Here is a 20,714-nt window from a genome sequence, read left to right on the forward strand (position 1 = left end):
CTTAAAGTAATATTAAAAGCAAAGCGGTGATCCATCATGAATAGCCCTACGAGAATCTGTTTTGATGAAATGCATTCCAGCCCTACCGGGGTACGGAAACTCTACGCTAACTACGCAAAATGGCTGCACAGCATGCCGGCTGAGCAGCTGGAAAGCAAACGTAAAGAAGCGGAGCTTTTATTCCGCCGCGTGGGGATCACGTTTAACGTATACGGGGAAGATGCAGGTACCGAACGGCTGATTCCATTCGACGTGATTCCGCGTTTACTTGCCAATGACGAATGGCAGGTTCTATCCAAAGGTGCGGTACAGCGTGTAAAGGCGCTCAATATGTTCCTGCATGACATTTACCATGACCGGGAAATCGTCAAAGCCGGCATCGTGTCGGAAAACGTCCTGATGCATAGTCAGTATCGTCCGGAAATGTTTGGCGTGGATGTACCGGGCGGCATTTATGCGCATATTGCCGGCATTGACATCGTGCGTACCGGCGAAAAACAGTTCTACGTACTCGAAGACAACTTGCGCACGCCTTCCGGCGTATCGTATATGCTGGAAGACCGCAAAATGATGATGCGGCTGTTTCCCGAGCTATTCCGCCGTTACTCGATCGCACCGGTTGAACATTACCCGCATGTATTGAAGAACAATTTGCGTGCAGTCGCCCCGGCAGGCGTAAAAGACCCCACTGTCGTCCTGCTGACGCCGGGCGCATATAACAGCGCTTATTTCGAGCATGCGTTCCTGGCACAGCAGATGGGGGTGGAACTGGTCGAAGGGCAGGATTTATTCGTGCGCGGCAATGCGGTATACATGCGTACAACCGAAGGGCCAAAACGCGTTGACGTGATCTATCGCCGCATTGATGATGAATACATAGACCCGCTCGCTTTCAACCCGAACAGCATGCTGGGCGTGCCGGGGCTGTTTTCCGTTTACCGCAACGGGGGCGTGACGCTTGCCAATGCTGTCGGCACCGGGGTCGCAGATGATAAATCCACATACATCCGTGTGCCGGAAATGATCCGGTTCTATTTGAATGAAGAGCCGATCCTGTCTAATGTGCCGACGTATGAATTAAGCAAAAAGGATGACCTGGCCTTCGTGCTGGATAAGCTGCCTGAACTGGTGGTAAAAGAAGTACAGGGCTCCGGCGGCTACGGCATGCTGGTGGGGCCTGCTGCAAGCAAACAGGAAATCGCCGATTTCCGGCTGCGCATACTGGCTGACCCGGGCAACTACATCGCACAGCCTACGCTGGCACTCTCCACCTGCCCGACGCTGGTTGATCAGGGAATTGCGCCGCGCCATGTTGACCTGAGGCCATTTGTGCTGTCAGGTGAAGCCGTGACCCTGGTGCCGGGCGCACTTTGCCGCGTTGCCATGCGCGAAGGCTCGCTGGTCGTCAATTCCTCACAAGGCGGTGGCACCAAGGACACCTGGGTGCTGCAGCAAGATTCTGCACTAGCAGCGGCAGAAATCACGCAAGCATTCGATGAGGCCGCCGTATGTTAAGCAGAACCGCAAATCATTTATTCTGGATGGCACGTTATATCGAGCGTGCGGAAAACATGGCCCGTATCCTGGACGTCACTGCGAATATGGCTTTAGTGCCTAACGCAGCGCTGAGCGAAGCCGCTTTATGGCAGCCGGCACTGGAAATATCCGGCAATGCGGAAACATTCAACCAGCGCTTCAGCGATTACACCGCAGGCAATGTGATCCATTACCTGGCGATGGACCCGGAAAACCCGTCCAGCATTTATTCCGCTTTATACAGCGCTCGTGAGAACGCCCGCGCCGTGCGTGTGGCAATGACCTCTGAAACCTGGGAGAACATCAACGCACTCTGGCTCGAATTCAGCCAGTTTGATGGCAAAGACCTGGCGGAAGAAGGCCTGCGCGAGTTTTGCGACTGGGTAAAAGCGCGTTCACATCTTTTCCGTGGCGTCAGTTTCGGTACCATGCTGCGCGATGATGCCTTCCAGTTCCTGCGCCTGGGCACGTTCATCGAACGCGCCGACAATACGGCACGTTTGCTGGATGTGAAATACCACTTGCTACTGCCTATGGAAGAAGAAGTCGGCGGCGGTGTGGATTACTACGAGTGGAGCGCCGTATTACGTTCAGTATCTGCATTCCAGGCATACCAGAAAGTGTATAACGACACGATACAGCCCTGGCGCGTGGCCGAACTGCTGGTGCTGCGCAAGGATATGCCGCGTTCGCTGCATGCCTGCTTCACTGAAATCACATCCATACTGGACAACCTGACCACAGGCCGCCATATTGAATGCAGAAGGATTGCGGGAGAGATTAACGCAAGCTTGCAGTATGGCCGCATCGACCATATTTTCCAGAATGGCCTGCATGAGTTCCTGACCGAGTTTATTGACCGCAACCATCAGCTAGGTGCCGAGATCCAGGGCAGCTTCCTGAATGTGCATGCGGCCTGAACAACCGAGACAATTGATAAGGAATCGCCACACCATATGCAATTCAGCATACTCCATAGCACCGAATATCATTACAGCGAACCGCTGCACTACAGCATCCAGCAACTGCGCCTGACGCCGCAGGATGGGTTTGGCCAGCGCGTCATGAACTGGTCCATTTCCGTCAACGGCCAACTCAGCCAGCATCATGACACTTACGGCAACCTGGTACACACCATGGTGCTGGACAGCAACCATCATGAAATCAGGCTGGTCGCAAAAGGCGATGTCGAAACCGGCCTCACCATCACAGCGAATCAGGAAAAACTGCCGCTGGCGATTTACCTGCGCAGCACCGCACTGACCGCTGCGGACGCAGGGATCAGGGCATTCTCGGAGCCATTCGGCAAGCTGAAAACGATCCCTGACCTGGAGAGATTAAGCGCATCCATCATTGACCAGGTGCCCTACATGAAGGGCGGCACAGGCGTCTACACCACTGCGGCGCAGGCTTTTGCCGCAAGAACCGGCGTCTGCCAGGACCATGCGCATATTTTCATCGCATGCTGCCGCAGCCTGGGGCTGCCTGCACGCTATGTGAGCGGCTACCTGTTTACCGATGACGGCCATCTATCGGAGAGCCACGCCTGGGTAGATGCCTGGCTCAGCGATACTGGCTGGGTCAGCGTGGATGTTTCCAACCGCTGCCTGGCGAATAGCGCTTATGTCAGGCTGGCAACTGGCCTGGATTACCACGACGCCTGCCCGGTGAGCGGCGTGCGTGTCGGCGGCGGCATGGAAACCATGCAGGCAGGCGTCAATGTCTGGCAGCTTGGCAGCCAGGAAAATAACCTTCTATTGAAAAAACAGATTGCCCAGATTCAGCAATAAACAGAATCCAATAAACATAAAGCAGGAAACCTATGACATATTGCGTTGCCATTTTAGTTGATCAAGGCCTGGTACTGGCTTCCGACACCCGCACTAACGCCGGTGTGGACCAGGTAGCCATTTTTCCGAAAATGCATCATTTTGAGGTGCGCGGCGAACGCATGGTCACCCTGCTGACCGCCGGAAACCTGGCGATCACGCAGCTGGTGGTCAACCGGCTACGCGAGGCGATCAAGCGCGATGACGGCGCCCACCTCAACAATGTGGAAAGCCTGTTCGATGCGGCAAGCCTGGTGGGGGATGAAGTCCGTTTCGCTTTTGAGCGTGATGCGGAACACCTTAAGAACCACAATGCCGATTTTCATGCCAGCATCATCGTGGCCGGACAGATAAAAAACGAAAGACCCAGGCTGTTCAATGTTTACAGTGCGGGCAATTTTATTGAGTCCAGCACTGAAACCCCTTATTTCCAGATTGGGGAAACCAAATACGGAAAACCGATTATCGACCGCGTGATCAAACAAAATACCGACATGATGGAAGCGGTGAAATGCGTGCTGATCTCTTTTGACTCCACGATACGCAGCAACATTTCCGTTGCACCGCCGATTGACCTGATGCTGTATCGCAAAGACAGCCTGCATGGCGACTCCCATCAGCGCATCGGCGAAAATGACGCCTACTATGCGCTGATACGCAAAGGCTGGTCAGAAGGCCTTAATACGGTATTCCGGCAGTTGCCCGCTCCTGACTGGCACGAGGCCAGCTGCACATGATGCTGGATCCCGCCACCGATATTCACGATGTTTCAATCGCGATCCGCGATGCCGTTACCCCGGTATTCCTGCTGACTGGCATCGGTTCGATACTGGGCGTGCTGGTCAATCGCCTGGGGCGCTCGATTGACCGTGCAAGGGCCATCGGTGCCATGAATGATGAGCAGTTCTCCAGGTGCGCTGACGAGCTGGATATTATCGTCAGAAGAACCAGGTGGATGCGCTGGTCGGTGGGATTATTCATCTTTGCCGGCTTATGTGTGGCCATATCGATTGCTTCAGTTTTTATCAGTGTGGAACTACGGGCGAACCTGACGCATTTTGTGCTGATCACCTTCATTGCCGCCATGCTTTCATTAACGATAGGCTTACTGTGCTTTTTGCGGGAGATCATCCTCGCTTCCAAAGAAAAAATCTCCTGCGACCGCAAGCCATTGCCATGACACCATAACGGCCGCCACAGCTTAATTCGCCTAGCCGCAAACTGCCGCTAGACGATGCATGGTTATAATAAATCGTGCAGCTTGAATCCTGATTCCTGAGACAGGGGTTCGGTTTCCCTGATGGACTGTGACAGGTACTGATCCGCCTTGACCGGCCCTGCACTCTGGCACATGGCGACATACACCAGGTTAATCAGCTGCCGCAGCACCTCAAGCTCATAGGTACCCTCCAGGTCGGACGTATGCAATGAGAGCCACTCCCGAATATACATCAGGCGCATCTTGTCTGTTTTCACCTCATGCAGGTGATCTATCAGGAATTTCCTCAGCTGCTCCTCATCACGCTTGTTAAACTTGAGGAACATCTGCTGCAGCAGCATCGTGAATACTTTTGTCGTATGGTCCTGGGCCTGCCTGATTTCCGGCTGGAATACATTATTGGCATTCAACTCGACAAACGGATCCGGCAGCAGCTCATCCGACGCCAGATCCATCGCCATAAAAATTGCCCCGAGTATCTTGGGTCGGTCGAGCTTAAGCTGTGCTGTATTGCAGCAGCGCGCCACAAAAACGCTCAGGGCGAATTTCTGCTTATGCGAATACTCGGCCTGCCAAAGGTTGATTGCATTCAACAAAGCCTCATCATCAAAATATGGGCGCATCCCCGTGTAGATGGCGCGCCGTCTTAACGTCAATTCCATAGTGTTGCCCGCTCCATATCTTTAATCCCATGCATCAGATCTTGCTCAGGCCTTTAAGGCTTTCGCTGCTGTATACAACATCCTTGCCGAACTCAGGGTAGCCGATCTCGCCATGCTCGGTAATATCCAGGCCACGCTGCTCATGCATGGTGCTTACACGCAGGCCAAATACCCGTGAGATTGAAAAATACATGAGCAGTGCACTAAAGAACACCCATGCGAATGCTGCACCAATACCGGCCAGCTGCACCAGAATCTGATGCGTGTCATACATATTTCCGGTCAGGAACAGCCCTGCGGCCAAAGTGCCCCACACACCGCAAATGCCGTGTACAGACACCGCGCCAACTACATCATCCAGACGCATTTTCTCCAGCCATATCGTACCCATCACGCTCAACCCACCGCCGATTGCGCCGGTTAATATCGCATAAGGCACCTGCATGCTAGCGCAGCCTGCGGTGATCGCGACCAACCCGGCAATGCTGCCGTTTACCGTACCGGTAAGCAGCGCAGGCTGACGGGTGATGAAACAGACCAGCAGTGCGCCAACAGCCCCGGCTGCACCAGCCATGTGCGTATTCAACAGAATATGGCCGAGATCGGTGCCGGCAGCCAGGGTACTGCCGCCATTAAAGCCAAACCAGCCGAACCATAACAGGAACCCGCCTATGGCAATGAAACTCAGGTTATGGCCAGGCACCTGGCGCGCCTCACCTTTTTCGCCGAACCTTCCCAGCCTTGGCCCCAGCAAGATAACGGCTGCCAATGCACACCAGCCGCCAACGGAATGCACCACGGTAGAGCCGGCAAAATCAATAAAGCCCATTTGCTTTAACCAGCCGTGCTCGTTCCACGCCCAGCTGCCGAAAACAGGATAGATAATCGCCGTGATACCGCAGGTGCCGATCAGGTAGGCAATATAGTTGGTGCGCTCCGCCATGGCGCCGCTCACTATGGTAGCGGCAGTGGCTGCGAACATGATCTGGAAGAAAATCAGCGTGTAATCCCAATGGGGAGCTGAAGACAGCCCGAACAGGCTGGTGCCGTAAAATCCACTGGGATTATCGCCGAACATCAGCCCATAGCCCATCAGCCAGAACAGCAGCGTACCTACACATAAATCGATATAGTTTTTCATCATGACATTCACTGCATTCTTGGCCCGCACCATGCCGGTTTCCAGCATGGCAAACCCGGCCTGCATCAAGAACACCATGGCACCGGCAATCACCACCCACAGCGTATTCACCAGCTGCGCCTGTATCTCATCAATGGCCATCACAGTAGCGGGAGACAGAAAAACGATGCCTGCAAGTATCAACAAGAAGGGTTTGGCAATTTTCAGCATATAGGCCTTTGCATATTGTGATTAATTTACATAGTGCCAAGCATGATCTATGCCATTCACAAGTGTCGGTGCCCATAAGATGGGTGCGTGTTGAGATTGCCTGTCCATCACGTGCCAAACTATACTGATCAATATCATGGGTTGCCGCGGCATCCCGCTCATTTTGGTGAAGCTCGCCAGTAGTCAAGACAAGGGCTCTCAAGAAAAATAAGACTCTGATGAAAAATACGATTAAAAGAATTTTCATGCCAAGGTTGCCGGTGCCTGCCATAAGCAGGCCTGCGCTGGTGCTGCTGTTATTCGCGGCATACTTCATACTGGGTTTGGTGATCCATTCAGACTATGGCGTGTCATGGGATGAGCCGGTTTCCAGGACGAACGGCATGGTCAACCTCAAATATATCGTCGAAAAAGTCGCCCCTTCCCTCATCACGGGCGATAGCGCAAAAAATATCCCAGAACTGCACAGCTGGCAGGATAAAGACTACGGTGTCGCTTTTGAAGTACCGGTAGCTGCGCTTGAGCTGCTTTTGAAACTGAAGGACTCTGAAGATATTTATATTTTCAGGCATCTGGCTACATTCCTGGCCGCGTTTATTGGCGCGGTGGCGGTTTATGCAAGCGCACGGCATCTGTACAAGGATTACCGGTTCGGCCTGCTGGCAGTAGGCATGCTGGTATTGTCGCCAAGGATCTTCGCGGAATCGTTCTACAACTCGAAAGATATTGTATTCATGGCCTCGATAGCGGTCGCCATTTATACCATGATCATTTTCTTGTCCAGGCCAGGCTTCTCCAGCGCGGTCATGCATGGCTTCTTCTGCGCTTTTGCGATCGATGTGAGAATCATGGGCGTGATGATGGTGTTATGTACCATAGGCCTGTTGGTGATCCGGGTGCTCAGGCGTGAAACGGCCACCGGCACCGGCTTCCGGTGTGCGGCAGCATTTGCAGGCGCCTGCTGCGCTTTTACTGTTCTCATGTTTCCTTTTCTTTGGGATGACCTGGCCGGGAATTTCCTGCTCGCTTTCAGCAATATGGCCAAGTTCCGTTGGGATGGCCTGGTTCTGTATATGGGGGAAATCCATCAAGCAAGCAAGCTGCCGTGGCATTACATCCCGGTGTGGATCCTAATAACGACACCGCCTTTGTTCACGGCGCTGATGGGGGTTGGCGCATTCAGCACCATCAGGCAGGCCTGGTCTAACAAACTCGGCCTCTGGTCAAATGAAAGGGAAATGTTCGACCTGGTAAACCTTGCATTACTGATGATACCGATAGCCGCGGTCATTGCCTTATCTTCAGTACTCTATGATGGCTGGAGGCAGATGTATTTCGTCTACCCGGCCTTCATACTGATTGCGACAAAAGGCGCCGTGACCATATTCGGCCTATTCAAGGAAAACCGGAAAATACAAAACTTGCTCTGGGCAGTGCTGTTGTTATGTGGCGCTTATAATGGCTACTGGATGTGGGCATCCCACCCCTTGCAGAATGTTTATTTCAACTTTCTGGCCGGGAGCGACTGGAAAAACAAGTTTGAACTGGATTACTGGGGGCTTGCCAATAGAGAAGCGCTGCAATTCATCCTCGACAACGACAACAGCCCAGTCATTACGATAAGCGCAGACAGCCAGACCCCGCTGGAAACCACATTACTGATCCTGAACCGCAAAGACAGGAACCGTGTCGCGATCCTGCCTGCCGAGGCTACGCCGTCATACCGGCTCACCAATTACCGGCAATCCAGGAGCATGGGGCTCACAACGCCCCCTGAAAACCACACGCTTTTCTACCGCAAGCAGGTCGACGGAGAAACCATCCTGTCAGTCTACAAGATCAATGCCCCGCAAAAGGCCGCCAGGGTCACTAGAACTGACCGCGCATACAGCGCTGACGAAATCCGTGGAATCAGTTATCGCTATGACGGCAGGAGCGTACGCGACGGAAAGTCGATTGTAGACTTCAAAATCAATCATCATGGCCTGCTGCCAATATCAGCGTTATCAGACGTGGGCAAGCCGATACACATTGCATGGCGCTTTCTGGATGCTTCGGGCAAACCGGTATCGGAATGGAATAAACAAAAAGGCCTGCCGGCGGATATTCCGGCAAATGGTGAGCTGACGGTAGAGATAGCCATCAACCCCAAGAACGAAATCAGGGGTGGCACACTCCAAATCTCCATGGAGCAGGAGTCTGCTTTCTGGGCGCATGATATTGGCGTTCAGCCGCTTGAGATTCCGTGGAAGTAGATTTTACAAATACGCGTTACAATTGTGGTTATGCCAGAGCGTTGCAACCGGTCTGGAACAGACTGAAGACTACACAAATGACGACCGAAGCCATAACACAGCACAATAACCCTTTGCACGGCAAGACTCTGGAGGCAATACTGACTGCATTGCTTGACCACTACGGATGGAACGGCTTAGCCGAACGTATCCCTGTGAACTGTTTCAGGAATGACCCCAGCATCAGATCAAGCCTGAAATTCCTGCGTAAAACGCCCTGGGCCAGAGATAAGGTTGAAACACTTTATTTATCGCTGCCCGCCGCACCGGGTCGTTAAGCTCGTGTCAGCACATATGGCGTCAATGGTCCATCAAGCCTGAACCTGGTTCCCGAACAAACCTCAAATTAAAATCCACAGATGAAAATCGACAAACTGATCATAGCGGTAACATTTTATTACGTTGAGGCGCGGCTCAAATACCTATCCGCAATCTCACGCCATTTCTCCAGCCTGGCGAACCAGGTTCAAGTATTCATTACCACCAACACCAAGGATGAAGGCCATCACCAGAAAATCATGGCGAGCCTTGACCAACAGCTCGAAGCAGAAATTCTTGTTCCTGAACTGCTGGGGCACCCTTATCTGCTCACGTGGTGCCATCTCGATATTTTCAGGGAGAAGTTCCGTCAGGACGAGGGCATTACGCACTTTATGTATCTTGAAGATGACATGTGCATTCACCCCGGCAATATTGCATACTGGATGCAGGCACGGGAAACGCTCAGGCCACATGGGCTCCTTCCATCTTTCCTGAGGTTTGAGTACAAATCAGAAGAAGATACACCATACAGCAGCGACGTTACCAAGAAGATCCCCTTCTGGCAGCTGCCGAAAGTCAGGATCTCGGATCATTATTATTTCGTAAACTTACGCAAACCATATCAGGGCATGTATTTAATGGACAGGGAGCTGATGCAGGAACATTTATCCGGTCCATCATGCAGCCCGGATTTCGGCATCTGGAATATCAGGGAAAAAGCGGCGCAGGGGCTCACCTTTGCAAAAATACCGGCGGGCTACACTTCAAGAAACCTGGTCGGATATGACAGCAGCACACGGCAGATTGACCCGGATGCCCTGATACATCACACCCCCAACAATTACGCGAACAATCCGGATAGCGGGTTTGGCAAACTGCCCGTGAATGAACTGATCGACATGTCACTTACGGGCTATATACGCAGCCTGGTAAAACCAAAAAGCGCATTCAACTTTTAGCCTTGCCGTTCAGGATATGAATGAAATTATCCGTAATCTGCATGATTTCCTTTTTGGAATGGCTGATGTAGATCATCGGAATATTGATTTCATCAGCAATTAATTTCAAGAAAGGCAGGATCTGGTTCTTCAGCCTGTCGTCCAGCGATGCCAGCGGCTCATCCAGCATCAGCAGCCTGGGCGAGCTCAGGAGCGCACGTCCTAACGCCACCCTTTGCTTCTCGCCGCCGGATAACTGATGTGGGCGCTGCTGCAGCAAGGCGCCGATTTCAAGCAGCTGCACAATGTGCCCGAAATCAAACTGCTGCCGGCTGGCAGGGATAAAATTCAAGGCATAACGCAGGTTCTGCTCAACATTCAGGTGCGGAAACAGGCGCCCATCCTGGAATACCAGCCCTATCCTGCGTGCATGTACGGGTTGATTGATATGTGTCCGGCTGTCGAACAGGCATTCGCCATTGATCACGACACGCCCGCTATCTGGTCTGATGATGCCGGCAATGATATTCAGCAAGGTGCTTTTACCTGAACCCGACGGCCCGAAAATAGCGGTCACGCGATGTTCCAGCTGCAGCGAGACATCCAGCTCGAAATTCGGCCGTTCAAGCCGCGCCTGCACTTCAATCATGCCGTACCTCAATCATGCCCGCGCCCGATCTGCAGGTTGGCTTTACGCTCCAGCCTGTCACTCACCATCAGCGCACCCAGCGCCAGTAAAACGCTTAATATGACCAGGCGCAAAGCCGGCAGGTCGCCATCCGGCACCTGTGTGTAGCTGTAAATCGCCAGTGGCAGCGTGCGTGTTTCATTCTCGATATTGCCGACAAAGGTAATGGTTGCGCCAAATTCACCCATACTGCGGCTGAAAGCCAATATCAAACCCGTAATAATGCCGGACATGGATAACGGCAGGGTAATGGTGAAAAACACCCTGAGCGGATGCGCCCCCAGGGACTGGGCTGCAATCTCCAGCCCCTTGTCTACCTGCGAGATCGCCTGCCTCACCGAGCGCACCATCAGCGGAAACGCCATCATGGCAGAGGCGACGACCGCGCCCATCCACGTAAACGCCAGGCTGATGCCAAAATACTCATGCAGGTACCTGCCGATCAGACCCTGGTTACCCAGCAGCAATAACAGCAGGAACCCCGGCACGACCGGCGGCAGAACCAGTGGCAGGTGCACCAGGCTATCCAGCAAGGATTTACCGAAGAAGGATTTTCGCGCGAGCAGCCATGCGACAGCGGTCGCCGGAATCAGGATCAGCGCCACGCAAAACAAGGCCACTTTTAATGAAAGCAGCAATATTGAAATTTCAGCGGATGTGAAATGGAAAAGATCAAGCATATCGGGATTGTAGCCTACTACATGCTTTTGTGGCGCGCCCCGGCTCAACCGTCATGGCTGAATCCCGCGCCCGCTTCTTGATAACAAGGCGCCAATATGGTCTGCGGCGGCTTGTATCCATGCATCGCTTTTTCTCGAATCTAAACGACAGTAATCCGGCAACAGCGCGCATGCGGCTGTTGCCGGATGATATTAAAACAATACCTGTTATCGATATTGACTATCAATATTCAATATCGATATTGGCCGTCAATATTTACTGTGCCGCAGCCTCTGCTTCGGCAGGCGGCGCTGCTTCGGGCTGCGTACCCCCTATTTTTTTGTTAAGCAGCAGGACTTCGCCCTGGGTAATGGTGGTCAATGTATTTGTCCGGCTAACGGCCACTAAAGACAAAATGAGCGCCAGCACTGCAACGACAAACGTTACAGCGATCCAGATACCGAATCTTGCCGGTTCAATAACGTGATTCACATCAGACATATTATTTACTCCCTTTTGTTAAAAAATTTAAGCGCTACATTTTTACTGCTAAAAAAGCTGCTGCACGGCACCTGTGTTGCCTTCTGAAGCATGCAGGGCGAGCTGCGTTGCTTTTGTCCGGGATTCATAATGGGCAAGCTGCGTCACCATATCCCTGCCCAGCACGACCCTGACGTTCACATTGGCACGAATATCACGGCGCTCAACAAGTTTGGGCGCATCCAGCAGTTTGGATTGCAGCAACAGCGCCTGCGCCTCATAGCCAGGGCGATAATGGATCTGTGTCGTCAGCGTCCGGTATGGCTTTTTATTGGTCAATCGCGTTGCCATATACCCCTGTTCGCGCAGGAACCTGCTGACTTTACCGGCCGCACCGTTCACGCCGTTTCCGTTTGCCACTTCAAGGCGTATCTGCTGCATGTTCTGCTCAGCCTCGACGGCTGCGACCTGCACTGTTTCGGCACTTTGCGGACTGATCTGCAGCTCTGATACATGCGGTGCCAATTGCACCAGTTTTGCCCGGCTCTCTATTGCAGGCACCACCAGCGGCGCCGTATCGGCTGTGCGGATAACGCCCCGGTCTTTGGGGATTGCCAGTACCTGCACATCCTGCGGTGCAGCTGCGGTTGAGACGGCACTGGAATCAGCGGCTGGAGCTGGAGTTGCAGCCGCTGCAATATAGGTCACGCTGGGCGGCGCGCTTGGGGCAGGCACGGGCACGGCGGCCTCGGCTGCTTGTTGAGTGGTTTTCTCTACGCTGATGGCTTCAGAAAAAGCCAGTGCGGCCTGCGTAGTATTGCCGGCCTTGGCATAAGCCTGACCCAGGTTATTCAGCGCACGCTGGTTATTTGGGTCAAGCGCCGTTGCCTGCTGCAACGCTTTTACCGACTCGGCATACTGGCCTTGCAGGTAATAGGCATAGCCCATATTGCTGTATAAATGCGCAGCCTTGGGTGCCTGTTTGATCGCGAGGCGGAATGCCTCGATCGCCTCGCGGTACTTGCCCTGTCTTGAGTAAACGACGCCCAGGCCATTGCGTGCCTCCACGAAGCCGGCATCTGCATTCAGCGCTTTCATATAAGCATTGATCGCTTCATCAAAGCGGTTCTGCCCCTGGTAGTAACGGCCCAGCTGGTACATGGCTTCAGGTTTGTCGCCGCTGCTTCTGGTCACCGCGGTTGACTTGATTGTCCACGGCACGGCACTGGTACTCTGGTTAGACGCGCAGCTCGTCATCAATGCGATGCAGCACACTGCCGGTAAGATTTTATGTTTAGCGTTCATTTGAAACCTCCAAACTTAACAACTACGTCTACTGACCCGCCAATGCCGGCAGCATGATGCGATGTATGCTGATGAGCGCCGGCCCTAACAGTACCAGCAGCATTGATGGGAATATAAAGAATATCAGCGGGAACAGCAGCTTCAATGCAATCTTGGCAGCCGCCTCTTCTGCCCGCAGGCGGCGTTTGGTGCGCAGATTCTCCGCATGTACCCGCAAAGCCTGTGCGATACTGGTACCGAAACGGTCTGACTGCACCAGCATCGCCACCAGCGTGTCAATATCCTCAACCCCGGTTCTCAGTGCAAGGTTGCGTAACGCCCTTTCACGCGAGCTGCCTGCACGCAGTTCAAGGTTGATCAGATGCAGCTCTTCACCCAGTGTCGGGCTGATCATGTGCATTTCCTCGCTGACCCTTGCCAGCGCAGCATCCAGACCCAGGCCTGATTCTACGCAGACGATAATCAGGTCCATGGCATCCGGAAAGCTGTCGAGGATTTCACGTTTCCGATAAGCGATGCGACGCTCCAGGAACACATTCGGCAGGAAATAGCCCAATCCGGCAGCGGTAACAATGAACAGCAGCAACAGATTCGCCTTAAGGTTGATCCCGCTGATCGTAACGTAAAGGATGACCATCAGCGGCAGCGCAAAGGTAAGCAGCGTTTTTGCCAGGAAATAGACCATCGGCGCCGTTTCATTGCGGTAGCCGGCATTCATGAAACGGATGCGCAGCTGGGAAGTCTCCCACCCTTCTTTAGGCACTGAAAGCTGGGCTACCGGTTTGGTGAGTTCAATGATCTTGCCCACCCATGGAGCAACCCTGGCCTGCTCGTCGATCTCGACTGGATCATCACGGCCGGATCTCACAATCCGCAGCCTGTCTTGCAGAGACTTGGTATTGAATTGTGTCAGGATCACCAGTGCGACCACAAACACGGTAATGAAAATTAATGCTAGATAAATGATTTGTATGCTGTTCATATTATTCTCAATTCATTAATCTGCTTACACCCTGATTTTAATGATGCGGCTCATCGCATAAATACCCAGCAGCATCATGCCCAGGGCGACAAGGCTTAACCTGATACCCAGCGGGTCGGTCCAGAGCACGCTTAAAAAGCCGGGGTTAACCACCTGCAAAGTGGCGCCAAGTATGAAAGGCAGCAATGTCAGTATCCAGGCCGACAGCTTGCCCTCTGCCGACAGCACGCGCACCGTTCCCATCAGTTTCAGGCGCTCCCGGATAATCCCGCTGATGTTGCTCAGCAGTTCGGATAAATTACCGCCTGTTTCATGCTGGATCAGCACCGCAATCACAAAATAACTGAGATCGGTGCTCGGCACGCGCACACTCAGGTTTGTCAAGGCTTCCTGTGTGGAGATGCCATAGTTGATTTCCTCAAACACCAGCCTGAACTCTGACGCGATCGGCTCGGACATCTCGTTGCCCACCATACGCAAAGCGCTCGGGAATGCATGCCCGGCTCTCATGGCGCGCCCCATCAGGTCCAGCGCATCAGGCAGCTGCGCTTCAATCACCCGCATGCGTTTATTTTTCGCATTGATCGTCAGAATCAACGGCAACGATCCGAGCGCTATCGCCAGCACAACCAGAAAGAACAGCGGCATCGCCAGAAACACGGCAATCGCTGCGCCAAGCAGCGCCATCAGGATACTGATGCCCAGGAAAGCCGCCACGCTAAGGTTCGAGCCTGATTGCAGCAATAGCCGATCCAGCAGGTGTACCCGCGGCAGGCTCAGCAACAGGCTTTGCAATTCAGGGGTTTTTGCAAGCAGACGCTGCTTGGCCAATGTCGCAGCCTGGCCGCTGCCGCCTGCTGCCGATATTGCCTGCAACCGTTTGGCAATACGTGTTTTTTCCGGCCCTTTGTAGGCATTCCATGTGAGAAAAACACCTTCCAGGAACAGCACTACCGCAAAGAAGCCCAGCACTACAAACAGATAATAGAGAAAGTCCACATCAACCTCCTATTCAAACAGGACCGTTGGATCGAACAATTCATCAGGCACATGAACCCCGTGTGTACGCAAGCGTTCTACAAAGCGCGGACGGATACCTGTCGCCCGGAAGCGGCCATTCACGGTGCCGTCTTCTGCAACGCTGGTTTGTTCGAATGTGAAAATATCCTGCATGGTAATAATATCGCCCTCCATACCGGTAATTTCCTGGATACTCGTGATCTTGCGCTTACCGTCACTCAGCCGGGTCAGATGCACCACCGCGGTCAGCGCCGAACTGATCTGTTCGCGCATGGCTTTCGGCGGCAGGTTGAAGCCCGCCATGCCGAACATGTTTTCCAGCCGGGTCAGCGCATCACGCGGCGTATTGGCGTGAACGGTCGCCATGGAACCTTCGTGGCCGGTATTCATCGCCTGCAGCATATCCACCACTTCGGCACCGCGCACCTCGCCTACGATGATGCGGTCAGGACGCATACGCAGGCTGTTGCGCACCAGCATGCGCGGCGTGACCTCGCCCTTGCCTTCGATGTTGGGCGGACGCACTTCAAGGCGAACGACATGCGGTTGCTGCAGTTGCAATTCAGCTGCATCTTCAATCGTCACGATACGCTCCGACCCCGGAATGCTGCCGGACATGATGTTCAGCAATGTCGTCTTACCGGTACCGGTACCGCCTGAAATCAGGATATTGACCTTGGCTTTCACCAGCCCCTGCAATATTTCCGCCATCGGCGGCGTCAGGCTTTTATATTCAATAAAATCCTTCATCTGCAGCGGAACCAGTGCAAAACGGCGGATAGACATCAAGGCGCCGTCAACAGCCAGCGGCGGAATAATGACGTTCACGCGCGAACCATCAGGCAAACGCGCATCCACCATCGGGCTGGATTCATCCACGCGCCGCCCGACACCGGAAACGATCTTGTCGATGATCTTGAGCAGATGCGCCTCACTTTCAAAGCGCACATCCGTCAGTTCAAGCTTGCCCTTGCGTTCGACATACACCTGCCGGTAAGTATTGACCAGGATATCCGACACCGTAGCATCTGCCATCAGGATTTCCAGCGGCCCCAAACCCAGTACCTCATGCTGAATATCTCGCACCAGGTTCAGGCGTTCTGAATCATTGATTGCGATGGTCTCTTCAGTCAGCAGACGCTCGACCAGCGTTTTGAGCTCTTCGCGCAAGCGTTCGCCCGACATGCTTTCCATCATCACCAGGTCAACACGGTCCAGCAACTTACGGTGGATACGTGACCTTAGGGCCTGATACTCCTGATAACCCATAAAACCGTATTGCTGCGGCGCCTGCGTTTGCGCCGTGATTGAAACCGGGGTTTCATCTTTTTTGATTTCTTCCAATCGATCGCGTAATGACATAGTCCTTATCCTTCCTCGAATCAGCATGCCTCAGCTGACTTATAGTTCTGGTTACCGTGCTGATGTGCTCAATTAAATAATTTTGAAAGCCAGCTGCTCTCCTTCGCACCGGGTATCTCCGTCAGCTTTTCTGCGATGCCCTCTAAACTCTTGCTGACCGGATCGTGCCTGGAAATCTTCATGATCGGCACACCCTGGTTAACCGACGCCGAAACGGTCGCGTAGCTATTGGGAATCCGCTCATAGACTTTCATTTCCAGGGTCGCTTCCACATCGCGCACATCAATATCACTGGCCTTCTCGCAGCGGTTGATCAACAGGTTGATTTTGGCTTTCGGATACCCCAGGGAAAGCAGGATCTTGATCAGGCGTTTGGAATCGCGAATGAACGGCAGTGTCTGCTGCAGCACCAGGAAAATGTTATCGGCATGATCCAGCGCTTTAAGGCTTGATGAATTCAGGGTGCGGCCGATATCCAGAATCACAAAGTCATACTGGCGTTTGGCTAGCTTGATCAGCGTATCCACATGCTGCGGCTTCACTTCCACTGCACGCTCGGCATCTTCAGGGGCTGCAAGCACACCGAAATTCGGCAGGATCTGCACCATGGACGAAGCCAGGAAAGAAGAGTCCAGGCGGGCAATATTGCTGGCGACATCCGCCAGCGTATTGGGCGGAATATGGTCAGACAGGAACAGTGCCGCATCACCGAATTGCAGGTTCAGGTCAAGTAAGGCTACCTTGATATCGCCATGCGTAGCCGCCAGGGTATACGCCAGGTTACAGGCAAGGAAAGTAGCGCCACTGCCGCCCTTGCCCGAGGTGAACACGATGACTTTACCCTGCTTGGTGGCCGCAGCATAATTTGATTTGCTCTCCACGCGATGCACCGCACGCAGCAGTTCCTCATTCACCAGCGGCAGTTTCAATACATCCTTAACGCCGATGCGCAGTGCGCTGATCAGGAACTCCTGCGACACGGTCTCGTTCAGCATGATAAAACCCGTACTCGGGTATTGCATGCAGGCCTGCTCCAGCGCGGCCAGGTCTTTTGCATCCACCCCTGACTCATCAAGAATCACCACATCAGGCGACTCTTTATTGATTAGGTTGATGATGTTGACCGCTTTATCCAGGCTCCCTTCAAACAGGTAGAAAACGCGCTGCGGATTATCTTCCAGCAAAACCCGCCGAATACCTTCCATCAGGGTCTTGTTAGGCGAAATTATTGTTATTTTCATTGGTCTCATTTTTATTTTTCATCCAAAATTTTTTAACCGGAATACCCCATGCTTTCTGCGGGCATCGTCACCGTTGAAGCAGGAATAGGAACTCTAAGATCGATTCTGAATGGATTGCTCTCCGAAAATGGGAATGCTGTTAATTGCAACGTGGAAAAGATACTGACAACCGGCGCATAAGTGGCATTGGTAATCGACACCCTTACAAATGCGATACAGTCATAACTACCGCTAGGGTCCAGGCATGCCGTTATATTGTCGGAGCCAGTTGGCGGGAGCCTGCTGGATATTATCTCCACGCCATCTGCTTTCAGATATTTGATATCTACATTACCGACTGCGATCTCGGCACCTGCCGGCATTGAGTTCTGCCCAAACAATGCCGCTATCTTTGCCGGACTGGTACTGGAGTTATCCACTTGCCTGACGACAGCCTCTCGAGCGGCATGCCGCGTGACTTCCTGCACGGTATTAAACACATAAAACATCCGTCCAAATTCCATAATGCCAAACAGCAGGATAAACAGGATTGCCGCAACAATGGCAAACTCGACCGCTGCCGCACCCTGCTGCCTGTGCCCGAATACCCGTTGATCTGTTGTCATCATTGTCAGCATGATTTCACTCATTGCATATACCGCATTGTAGTTGCGGGAGAAAGCGTAGCATTCCAGGTCACGGCGCCGGTAGAAACAATGATCGGTATCCAGCCGCCAATGGTCACCGGATAATCGATGATGCTTACTGTCACGTAAGTGGGTGCCACGCAATCTGTCGGGTCACACACTACATCTACGTAGGATGTTGAAAAAGCAGGCACTTTGGCTGCATTTACCGCATTAAGCACCATCGTTCTTGCGTTAGCTTTTATCGTGTCATTGACGCCTACCGCAGGGCTTACCCTGGTATTGGAAACATAGCGCGCAGCATCCCTTGTACTTTTAGCGAGCGCATCGTAGTACCAGAACGTCCTGCCGAATTCGATGATGCCAGCAACGATCATCAGCAGGGGAATAATCACCAACGCAAACTCAACCGCGGCAGCCCCGCGCTGCTGCGGTATGGAGTGAGCATTGGTGTTTAATATCCGCATATCCATATCTATCTGTAAAGCTTGATGTCACTGGTTGGCAGCGGTGTAGGCAGCAATCCGCCAAACTCAACATATAAATCTTTATCAGAGTTGGGCAGACTGGCTTTCCGCTGCATTAAAAATCTCCCTACACCCAATACCGTCACAGGACGGCAGTTACCGCCTGCCGCTGAGCAATCAACAATCACCATATTGAGTACCCTGCGCCTAGGAATACCGGGTCGATGTGCAACCGCTGGCGCAGTAAAGAAATCTCCACTGGTTTGTGCATAAGGCGAAGTCTCCGGATAGCTGGTGGCAGTATTACCGTTATACAGCGTTGACCACTGCGCTACGGTTGCGCCGCTGGGTCGGTTACCAGCCCACAGCACGCCATAATCTGTCGCAGTTCTCAAACTGTATGGTTTTGCTTTACAAGGTTTGTTAGGTTTACACGCACCGTTAGTTGCACTATCAACAAAAGTGATGCTTTGCTGAACCGGGTCAGTCCCCATCCATTGATCTGCCAAACCCGGTGCAGACCCAGGGACATACTCTTTGATATTGGCATCAGGAGGCGCAGTCGCCGGGTCACATTGCGCTGATGAAGGATACATATCGAACCTGGAGTCGAGTGCTTCAAAGAATGGACCTAAGGAGTTACCCGAGTTGGTGTTGACCGTCTGCCCCACGACTGGCGTGAACCCGATCTTGCCCGCACAGACATAAGGCCTGCCCGCGTTAGTATTGGTGACAGGACAGTTGCCTGGCGTTGCAGACTCCGGATCGATCCAATACATAGTACCGGGGCCTATGGGATTGGCTGCACTCACCTTATAAGATACGCCGCGCTCATACCCAAGTTCATTAGTCGTGCCAGGGTTTGCTAACTGGCAAATGGCGATAGGCGTGATATCTGCCGCATATTTGCCTGCCACAGCCACTGCCGAGGTTGCCATATTGCTTATGATGGAAGGCAGTACCTGAGCAAACCAGGTACCCAGGTTGTGGCGGCCGGTATTCACTTCAAGAAAGGTTTTATTGGCAGCCAGGGCATCCGTTGTGATGCTGGTAATCGGCACCATGCAGCCGGAAGTATGGCATGCCCCTACCCTGATATCTGCCGATGAAATCACCAGTGCCTGAGATTGAAGATTGAATTTATTTCTTCCCGCGGCCTCTACTGCCTTGCTGATCGCATTATTGATACCTGTCAGCCTGCCATTGAGCTCTTTGGCTCCGCTTAACGACGCGGCATCCGCAGCATTCTGCAGCTCGGTTTTTGTGACATACAGATGCCCCAGGTCAAGCACCAGTCCCAGCAAACCGACAAGCGCAACAAGGCAAATAGCAACAATAATCGCTACCGCGCCATGCTGGCGTGATTTGATTCCTGCCCTTAAACCCTGTTGCTTAATCATCATAGGCTCCTTCACTATCCACTCACACAGCCGGCATGCTACCTGTATGAACCACCACTGCTGCTGCCGCTACTGCCGCCGCCCATGCTGCTGGCGCCGCTGCTCACGCCGATATTAAATACATTGGGTGTGGTTGCGGGCTGAACGAAAGACCTGTGGTAACGGCTCATCGCCGCATCCGCAGCCTGGCCGTCTATACCGGCCACGGGGTCGGTATTCAGTGAGGCATCCGGGTTAATGATCTGCGCCGCTTTCGCTGCATTCACCGCGCTGCCGAAGTTATCGTCCAGTTTCGGCGTAGGCGTTGCGCAGCCCGCCGCAACGGTAGCCAGCAACACTGAGAGTATCAATTTAAGTGATACCGGTTTTATTGTTGATGTATCCATGATGCTC

At 53.0% G+C, this 20,714-nt stretch carries 22 protein-coding genes; 8 read left to right on the forward strand and 14 right to left on the reverse strand.

Annotated elements, in window-relative coordinates; genetic code table 11:
* The first annotated feature begins 36 nt into the window (after nt 1-36).
* From GQ51_RS07765 to GQ51_RS07785, 5 genes are read left to right on the forward strand one after another with little or no spacing between them, the layout of a single operon-like run.
* Nucleotides 37-1,515: a circularly permuted type 2 ATP-grasp protein gene (locus GQ51_RS07765; RefSeq protein WP_047551861.1), complete on the forward strand. Its 1,479-nt coding sequence runs from the start codon at nt 37-39 to the stop codon at nt 1,513-1,515.
* Nucleotides 1,509-2,456 (forward strand): alpha-E domain-containing protein, encoded by a 948-nt coding sequence (locus tag GQ51_RS07770; RefSeq protein WP_047551864.1) that lies wholly within the window; start codon nt 1,509-1,511, stop codon nt 2,454-2,456. The genes GQ51_RS07765 and GQ51_RS07770 overlap by 7 nt, the downstream gene beginning before the upstream one ends.
* 36 nt (nt 2,457-2,492) lie before the next feature.
* Nucleotides 2,493-3,326, forward strand: a complete 834-nt coding sequence (locus tag GQ51_RS07775) for a transglutaminase family protein (protein WP_047551866.1) — start codon at nt 2,493-2,495, stop codon at nt 3,324-3,326.
* Nucleotides 3,327-3,358: 32 nt separating this feature from the next.
* Nucleotides 3,359-4,102 carry a proteasome-type protease gene (locus GQ51_RS07780; RefSeq protein WP_047551868.1) on the forward strand — a complete coding sequence of 248 codons (744 nt, stop codon included), beginning with the start codon at nt 3,359-3,361 and terminating at the stop codon, nt 4,100-4,102.
* A complete protein-coding gene (locus tag GQ51_RS07785) occupies nt 4,099-4,545 on the forward strand; it encodes a DUF2721 domain-containing protein (protein WP_235276189.1) in 447 nt (148 codons plus the stop codon). Before GQ51_RS07780 ends, GQ51_RS07785 begins: the two co-directional genes overlap by 4 nt.
* 62 nt (nt 4,546-4,607) lie before the next feature.
* Here GQ51_RS07785 and GQ51_RS07790 read toward each other — a convergent pair whose 3' ends face one another.
* Both GQ51_RS07790 and GQ51_RS07795 read right to left on the reverse strand, forming a co-directional pair.
* Nucleotides 4,608-5,246: a hypothetical protein gene (locus GQ51_RS07790; protein WP_152604125.1), complete on the reverse strand. Its 639-nt coding sequence runs from the start codon at nt 5,244-5,246 to the stop codon at nt 4,608-4,610.
* 34 nt (nt 5,247-5,280) lie between these two features.
* A complete protein-coding gene (locus GQ51_RS07795; RefSeq protein WP_052177764.1) occupies nt 5,281-6,597 on the reverse strand; it encodes an ammonium transporter in 1,317 nt (438 codons plus the stop codon).
* A 218-nt stretch (nt 6,598-6,815) separates the two neighbouring features.
* On the opposite strand from GQ51_RS07795, the gene GQ51_RS07800 reads away from it, so the two are divergent.
* The 3 genes from GQ51_RS07800 (at nt 6,816) to GQ51_RS07810 (ending at nt 10,111) form a co-directional block, all read left to right on the forward strand.
* Nucleotides 6,816-8,852 (forward strand): ArnT family glycosyltransferase, encoded by a 2,037-nt coding sequence (locus tag GQ51_RS07800; protein ID WP_047551872.1) that lies wholly within the window; start codon nt 6,816-6,818, stop codon nt 8,850-8,852.
* Nucleotides 8,853-8,929: 77 nt separating this feature from the next.
* Entirely contained in the window at nt 8,930-9,169 is a 240-nt protein-coding gene (locus GQ51_RS07805) for a VF530 family DNA-binding protein (protein WP_047551874.1), read from the forward strand.
* 81 nt (nt 9,170-9,250) lie between these two features.
* Nucleotides 9,251-10,111, forward strand: coding sequence for a hypothetical protein (locus tag GQ51_RS07810; protein ID WP_200884410.1), 861 nt, complete (start codon nt 9,251-9,253; stop codon nt 10,109-10,111).
* On the opposite strand, the gene GQ51_RS07815 is transcribed toward GQ51_RS07810, so the two are convergent.
* From GQ51_RS07815 to GQ51_RS07870, 12 genes are all read right to left on the reverse strand, one after another.
* Nucleotides 10,101-10,739, reverse strand: a complete 639-nt coding sequence (locus tag GQ51_RS07815; RefSeq protein ID WP_047551876.1) for a molybdenum ABC transporter ATP-binding protein — start codon at nt 10,737-10,739, stop codon at nt 10,101-10,103. The two genes, GQ51_RS07810 and GQ51_RS07815, sit on opposite strands and share 11 nt — an antisense overlap.
* A gap of 8 nt (nt 10,740-10,747) precedes the next feature.
* Nucleotides 10,748-11,458 (reverse strand): molybdate ABC transporter permease subunit, encoded by a 711-nt coding sequence (gene modB, locus GQ51_RS07820; RefSeq protein ID WP_047551878.1) that lies wholly within the window; start codon nt 11,456-11,458, stop codon nt 10,748-10,750.
* Nucleotides 11,459-11,714: 256 nt separating this feature from the next.
* A complete protein-coding gene (locus GQ51_RS07825) occupies nt 11,715-11,939 on the reverse strand; it encodes a hypothetical protein (RefSeq protein ID WP_047551880.1) in 225 nt (74 codons plus the stop codon).
* Between the two features lie 48 nt (nt 11,940-11,987).
* On the reverse strand, nt 11,988-13,223 hold the full coding sequence (locus GQ51_RS07830) for a LytR C-terminal domain-containing protein (RefSeq protein ID WP_081987123.1): 1,236 nt from the start codon (nt 13,221-13,223) through the stop codon (nt 11,988-11,990).
* A 28-nt stretch (nt 13,224-13,251) separates the two neighbouring features.
* Nucleotides 13,252-14,205: a type II secretion system F family protein gene (locus tag GQ51_RS07835; RefSeq protein ID WP_047551884.1), complete on the reverse strand. Its 954-nt coding sequence runs from the start codon at nt 14,203-14,205 to the stop codon at nt 13,252-13,254.
* Nucleotides 14,206-14,229: 24 nt separating this feature from the next.
* Nucleotides 14,230-15,204 carry a type II secretion system F family protein gene (locus GQ51_RS07840; protein WP_047551886.1) on the reverse strand — a complete coding sequence of 325 codons (975 nt, stop codon included), beginning with the start codon at nt 15,202-15,204 and terminating at the stop codon, nt 14,230-14,232.
* Between the two features lie 9 nt (nt 15,205-15,213).
* On the reverse strand, nt 15,214-16,587 hold the full coding sequence (locus GQ51_RS07845) for a CpaF family protein (RefSeq protein ID WP_047551888.1): 1,374 nt from the start codon (nt 16,585-16,587) through the stop codon (nt 15,214-15,216).
* 68 nt (nt 16,588-16,655) lie between these two features.
* A complete protein-coding gene (locus tag GQ51_RS07850) occupies nt 16,656-17,828 on the reverse strand; it encodes an AAA family ATPase (RefSeq protein ID WP_047551890.1) in 1,173 nt (390 codons plus the stop codon).
* A 32-nt stretch (nt 17,829-17,860) separates the two neighbouring features.
* The gene (locus GQ51_RS07855) at nt 17,861-18,433 is read right to left on the reverse strand and encodes a TadE/TadG family type IV pilus assembly protein (protein ID WP_047554043.1); all 573 of its coding nucleotides are present in this window, start codon (nt 18,431-18,433) and stop codon (nt 17,861-17,863) included.
* A gap of 20 nt (nt 18,434-18,453) precedes the next feature.
* Entirely contained in the window at nt 18,454-18,921 is a 468-nt protein-coding gene (locus tag GQ51_RS07860; protein WP_047554044.1) for a TadE/TadG family type IV pilus assembly protein, read from the reverse strand.
* Nucleotides 18,922-18,929: 8 nt separating this feature from the next.
* Complete coding sequence (locus tag GQ51_RS07865) at nt 18,930-20,321, reverse strand: pilus assembly protein TadG-related protein (RefSeq protein ID WP_047551892.1); 1,392 nt, start codon at nt 20,319-20,321, stop codon at nt 18,930-18,932.
* A 38-nt stretch (nt 20,322-20,359) separates the two neighbouring features.
* Nucleotides 20,360-20,707, reverse strand: coding sequence for a hypothetical protein (locus GQ51_RS07870; protein ID WP_047551894.1), 348 nt, complete (start codon nt 20,705-20,707; stop codon nt 20,360-20,362).
* Nucleotides 20,708-20,714 lie beyond the last annotated feature (7 nt).

Source organism: Methylotenera sp. G11, assembly GCF_000799735.1.
Lineage (GTDB): Bacteria > Pseudomonadota > Gammaproteobacteria > Burkholderiales > Methylophilaceae > Methylotenera.